The following is a 5865-nucleotide window of genomic DNA, read 5'->3' as shown; positions in this document are numbered from 1 at the left end:
CGGTGCGGGCGGCGGCGCTGCGCTGGCTGGCGGCGCTGCCATTGCCGGCCATGCTCGCATTCACGGCCTTGATCCCCTCGGCGGAAAGCCAATGGATCGCGCTGGCTCAGCTTGGGGTGAGCGTGCTTTATGCGCTTGCGCTGACGCTGCTCATTCGCCGGCCAGTGCAGTGGGGATGGACGCCGGTTGTCGCGAGTGTGGGGTTGCTGGCGGCGTTGCCGTGGCTGGCGATTGGCGCCCCCGGTTCGTGGCTCGAGGTGGCGGTGGCTTTATTACAGGGAGTGGTGGTAGGTTGGGCCGGCGGGCAGTTGCTGGCATGGCAACCGCCGCAAAGCTGGCAGCGTACCGGTGTATCAACCGGGGTGTGGTTGGCCGAAGGCGCGGCGCTTAGTCTGCTGTTGTTAATCCTGAGCCGGGCGCTGGGGCCGAATAGCGCGCCATTGCTCTTTCTGTTCGCGGCGCCAGCGGGTGGTTGGTTGTGGCTAGCGTTGGGCCGGCAGGCTAGTCTGAATGCTGCCGCGCCGCTCTCGGCCAGCTTTGGCCTGTTCTTCTTTGGGTTGCCGTTGGTGCTGACTGATCCTGATGCGCTAGTAACGTTGTTGCTCTTCAGCGGTTTTCCCGAAGGGTTTCATCTGGCGCTACTAGCTGCAATCGGGCAAGCACTGCTAGCCTTGCTGGTAACGCCGCTGGCCCTGTTTGGCACTGACCGGCGAGTCCATGCTGCGGGGGCCGGGTTGGCGACAGTGGCTGGGTTGGCGTTGCTGATCGGCGGGGGCCGGGCCGCGCCGGCTGGTGATCGCGTGTTCGTCGTTTTGCGTGATCAGGCTGATGTGAGCGCATTAGCGACGATCGCTGATTACGATCAGCGGCGCGTAGCGGTGTATCAGCGGTTAACGGCGCATGCCGCAACCACGCAGGCCGATCTGCGGGTGGCGCTCGATCAGCTTGGGGTGCGCTACACACCCTACTACCTCGTCAATGCGCTCGAGGTCGAGGCTGATCTGCCCTTGCGCCTCTGGTTGCAGAGCCAGCCAGAGGTGGCGGCGGTGATGCCGGCGCCGCACCTGCGGCCATTGCCGTTCGCGCCATTGCCGGCGACGGGTGATCAACCGCCGCCGGACGAGCCGCCGTGGAATGTGACCATGATCGGCGCGCCGGAGGCGTGGGCATTGGGGGCGCGCGGCGCGGGCATTATCATTGGCCAAGCCGATTCGGGGGTTGAACTTGAGCATCCTGAACTGAGCGATGCGTATGCCGGGCGCACAGCCAATGGCGTCGAACATGCGTACCACTGGCTCGACCCGTGGACGGGGGCGACCGCGCCGTATGATTTAGGCGGGCATGGCACTCACACCTTGGCGACCGCCCTAGGCAACACAGTTGGCGTAGCCCCTGATGCGCAGTGGATCGGCTGCGTCAATCTGGCCCGCAACCTCGGCAACGCTCCGCGCTACCTTGACTGCATGCAATTTCTGTTTGCGCCTTACCCGCTGACTGGTGATCCGTTGCGTGATGGTGATCCCGTCCGTGGCGCGCATGTGCTTAACAATTCGTGGGGCTGCCCGCAAGACCTCGAAGGCTGCGCGCCGGATGCGCTGCAACCGGCGGTGGCGGCGTTGCGCGCCGCTGGGGTGTTTGTGGTGGCGAGCGCCGGCAATGACGGCCCGGCGTGCAGCTCGCTCAATGCGCCGTTAGCGATTTACGACGAGGTGCTAACGGTGGGTGCGGTGGATGCTGACGGCCAACTGGCACCATTCAGCAGTGTTGGCCCGGTGCAGAGCGATGGCAGCGGGCGAGCTAAGCCTGATCTGGTCGCGCCGGGGGTAGACATTCTCTCAGCGTATCCTAACCAAAGTTATGCGCGGGCTGATGGCACCTCGATGGCCGGGCCGCATGTCGCTGGAGCGGTCGCGTTGATCTGGTCGGCCAACCCGGCCCTGATTGGGAACATCGATGAAACCGAACGTATCTTGCGCGAAACCGCCCGTCCATACCCTGCCGCAGATGGCGAGCGGTGCGGGGCCGGCAATGTCGCCGGTGCGGGCATGCTCGATGTAGCGGCGGCGGTGCGGCGGGCCATCAGCGAGAACCGGTGATCGCGCTGTTCGCTCGATATGATACACTCATGCTATGAACCATCGCCTATCGTCACTCATCCAAACGATCATCTCGCGCTATCAACGCGCTGCGCTCGCGTTCCTCGTCCTGCTCTCGCTAGTGACGCTGGTCGTGGCGTTGAGCGCAGCGGGTGACGCGGCCTTGCGCGCTGAATGGCCGCGCTTGGCCGGTATGCTGGCCTGTCTGGGATTCATGCTCGGGGTGGCATGGCTAACGCCGCTGCGGGTCTTGACCGTTTGGGGGCAACTGGCGCTGATTGGGCTCGAACTGGCGGCGGCAGCCGGCGCGCAACTGCTCACGGCGGCGCCGTTGATTGACTACATCTACCTCGTGCTGGTCTTGCAGGGCATTATCCTCTTCCGGCCATGGGTGTGGGCGATCACGGCGATTGGGGTGTGGGCGATTTGGGCGATCGTGCGCTACCAGCTCTCGAATGATCTGATCGGGTGGCTGCAAAGCAACTTGGCGATTACTTTCCCGGCCACTTGCGCGATCATCGCTGCCTTCATCTATGCCCGCCACGTTCATCGTAGTGAGCAGATGCAATCAATGTTGCAGCAGATGCAGCAACGCTATACCGCCTTTTCGGCTTTGCTGCGCGAGATGCAACAGCGCGCAGCCAGCGAAGAGCGCCAGCGTTTGTTGCATCTGTTGGCTAGCGAAGTGCAACAGGCGCTGGCCAACGCTGAACAGAGCGTCACTGCGGCCTTGGCGCTGGCGCAAACCAACCTTGGCCGGGTGCAGGCCGTGATTGATGTACCGCGAGCAGCGGCGGCGAATGCGATCGAGCGGCTGCGGGCCGCAGTGATGGCCCTGCGCTATCAGCCGGGGAGTCACGAGCCGCCGCCGCGCTTGGCGCTGACCGGCGCCGTTGAAGAGGCGCTGATCGCGCCGCGCCCAAATCACGTACTGGCGTGGTTGTTGCCGTCGCTCTTTGTCTCATTGTCGTTGGGGTTGGCGTTGCTGCAACCGCGCCCCCTGTCGCTAGGGGCATTGCTCTGGTTGTTGGCGCTCGGCGGCTTGTTGATGGTGACCAGCGCATGCACCCAACAGGTGCGGCGTGCCGTTTTTGTCCAACTGGGATTAGCGGCGCAAACCTTAACCATTGCGCTGATGGCGGCGATGACCAATCTGCCGCCGCTGCTCTGGGGGTTGTTGCTGGTGGCATGGCAAATGGCCAGCCGGTTGTCGCTCTTGCAGTGGCTGCTGTTCGCGGCAGTGCTGCCGCTCTTCCTTATGGTGGCGGGTTTTTGGCAGCCGTTCGTGCTTGACGTAACGACAACAGTCAGCTTGCTAGTGGCGATGGTGCTGGTGAGTGCGCCGTTGTTGCTGGCCCGCTATCAATTGCGGCGGCGCCAGCAGGTGGAATGGCAAGTCAAGCTGCTCGAAGCCGAGATGCAGCAACAGGCTGATGAGATGCAGGCGATCACAGTGGCTGCCGAGCGGGCGCGGCTGGCGCGCGAAGTGCATGATGATCTCGGATCGAAGCTGGTGCTGATCAATCTGGAATTGCAACTGGCGGCTGAGCTGGCTGCCGAAGATGCGGCGGCTGCCCGCGACCATCTGGCTAATAGCCGCGAGTTGCTGCACAGCGCATGGCAGAGCCTTTTGGCGGTAGCCGATGCCGAGATCCCGGTGCAAGGAGCGACCTTGGCTGCGCATTTGCGCCGGTTAGCAGAGCAATGCGCCCAAAGCACCCGCGCGCGGGTGGAATTAGAGGTGCAGGGGGAGATTGATCATCTGGCGGCGCCAGTGACGCATTGTATCTATCGCGCGGTGCAAGAGGGACTCACGAATGCCTGTAAACATGCCCGCGCTGACGCGATTGCCGTGCAGGTCAAGGCCGAAGGCGGCTATGTTGTGGTGACGATCACGAATAATGATCAACCGGATCGCATTCTGCCGCCGATTGATCTGGGCAGTGGCAGTTTTGGACTAATCGGTTTGCGTGAACGAGCCGAGGCGCTCGGCGGCGGGCTTGAAGCGGGGCCGTTGCCCGATGGCGGCTGGCGGTTGCGGTTGGTGTTGCCGGCGGAAGGCGGAGGCTAACGATGGCGATCCGGGTTTTGATTGTTGATGACCAGCCGCTGATTCGCACCGGCATTGCCGCGTTGCTGGCCCGCAAAGCGGATATTGAAGTGGTCGGGCAGGCCGGCAATGGCCGCGAGGCGCTCGAATTGGTCGCGACGCTCGACCCTGACATTGTGCTGATGGACGTGATGATGCCGGTGATGGATGGGGTCGAAGCGACGCGGCAGCTCGCTGCGCGCGGCCCGCGCCCGGCGGTGATTATGCTTACCACCTTCCATGACGACGAGCGCGTCTTGCAATCGCTTGCTGCCGGCGCGCGCGGCTATCTGCTCAAAGATGTCGATCATCGCGCGCTGGCCGAGAGCATTCGCACCGTCGCTAACGGCGGCGCGCTGATCCACCCGCAGATTACCGCCCAACTCTTGCCCCGCCTGAGCCAACTGGCTACTGCCTCGTCGCCGCCGGCTGAATCGTCTGCCGCTGAACCGGCGATTGGGCTGACCCCCCGCGAGCGCGAGATTCTGCTGCTGCTTGCGCAGGGCTATACCAATCAAGAAATTGGCGAAAAACTGGCCCTCAGCATTGGTACAGTCAAAAACCACTTGAGCGTGATCTTTGCCAAGCTGGCGGTGCGCGACCGCACCCAAGCTGCGCTGTGGGCGCGTGAGCATTTACGATGACAACGAATGGGGGGAACGAATAAACGAATGCAGGAGTGATCCCCTCTCCTTAGCCTGCGTAGCAGGCTTCGTAACGATCGCCCGGCGCTTGAGGGGTGGGGAGGTGGTCCTACCCCGTGACCCTCCCCCACTGGGAAGTGGCCCCACCCCGTGACCCTCCCCCGCTGGGGGAGGGGTGAAGAAGAGCGGCGCCAAACGCACACGTTTGCCGCGAATAGTTGGTCCGCTTTGCGAGTGGTGAAAGCGATTGCCGCTCACTTCCAACTGCGTAGCAGGCTTCGTAACGATCGCCCGGCGCTTGAGGGGTGGGTGCCGGATCACACGCCCTTCAACCGCCACAGCAGGAGATTGCGGCGGGACTGCGCCTCTCACAAGGATAATCGGGCATGCCCCCGCTTGCCGCCTCTCATTGCGAGCCGCTGGAGGCGGCGAAGCAATCCCCCGTGAGCACGCCACACATTCGCTTAGGCATCTTGTCCGCTGAAGCGGGAGATTGTTTCGGTCGTGCGGCATCCAGCTCCGCTGGACGCCGCCACTCACTCGCAATGACAATCGGCAAGCGGGCGGGTTTCGTAACCCTCGCCTTGCCCTTCAGAGTCGGGTTCCGAATCCTATGTACCTCTCCCCTTCCCAACCCTCTGCGCCCCTTTGCACCCTTCGCGTCTTTGCGTGTAACGTCGCTATGCCTTGGCTTGCTTTGCGTCTTTACGGCATCGCCCCGCTTGCCGGCTTTGGAATGCGGCAGTTTGACTGCCACACTCCATATCTGTCCGTCTCTCAACCTGCTGGGGGAGGGGTGAAGAAGAGCGGCGGCAAACGCACACGTTTGCCGCGAATGGTTGGCCCGCTTTGCGAATGATGAAGGCGATGGCCGCTCACCTCTCGCCTGCTAGATGGAGTCCCCTACCCCTTGCCCCTTCCCCGCTGGGGGAGGGGTAGACAGAACAAGTGATCGAGTAAACTGTTGATCGCTGTGCGATGCCTTACAGCCCGGCTCTCCGCTCCCCTCTCCCACCTAACGGCGGGAGAGGGGCTG

Annotated in this window: 3 protein-coding genes; all 3 read left to right on the top strand. The window is 63.3% G+C overall.

Features of this window, described 5'->3' with window-relative positions; translation table 11 throughout:
- Positions 1-2096 (top strand): S8 family serine peptidase (locus U9R81_RS07830; RefSeq protein ID WP_322494930.1); only part of this gene is annotated, 2096 nt, incomplete at its 5' end.
- 34 nt (positions 2097-2130) lie between these two features.
- Entirely contained in the window at positions 2131-4167 is a 2037-nt protein-coding gene (locus tag U9R81_RS07825) for a histidine kinase (RefSeq protein WP_322494929.1), read from the top strand.
- Between the two features lie 2 nt (positions 4168-4169).
- Positions 4170-4829, top strand: coding sequence for a response regulator transcription factor (locus U9R81_RS07820; RefSeq protein WP_322494928.1), 660 nt, complete (start codon positions 4170-4172; stop codon positions 4827-4829).
- Positions 4830-5865 lie beyond the last annotated feature (1036 nt).

Source organism: Chloroflexus sp. (assembly GCF_034435895.1).
Taxonomy (GTDB): Bacteria; Chloroflexota; Chloroflexia; order Chloroflexales; family Chloroflexaceae; genus Chloroflexus.
Note: the sequence above shows the minus strand (reverse complement) of the source record. Positions and strands in the feature narration are given on the sequence as shown.